1 pseudogene is annotated in these 277 nt (G+C 54.2%); it reads right to left on the bottom strand.

The annotated features are described in order from the left end of the window. Window positions 1-277 (bottom strand): annotated as a pseudogene (locus tag HMPREF3022_RS08945) (hypothetical protein); the annotation flags it as partial.

Here is a 277-nt window from a genome sequence, read left to right as displayed (position 1 = left end):
AACAGTTGGCTGCCGTTAACGGCGTCTTTGCTGTTGGCATTGAGGTCGCCATCCGCTACGTTGGTCACTTTGTTACCGGCGTTGTTCAATCCGTCTTTGGTCAGTTTGACATCACCTGCTTTAACGCCGTCTTGGGTCAATGCGACATCGTCGCCTACTTTCACACCGTCGTTGTTCACGGTGGTGTCGCCGGCTTTGACGCTGTCTACTGCCAGGTCTTTGTTCAGCTTGACGGTCACTGTGTCGTCTTGGGCTTCGGTGGTGATGTTGTCGTCGC

The sequence above is a fragment of the Neisseria sp. HMSC065C04 genome (assembly GCF_001815375.1).
In the GTDB taxonomy this organism is placed as follows: domain Bacteria; phylum Pseudomonadota; class Gammaproteobacteria; order Burkholderiales; family Neisseriaceae; genus Neisseria; species Neisseria flavescens_D.
This window is presented reverse-complemented; position numbering and strand designations above follow the sequence as displayed.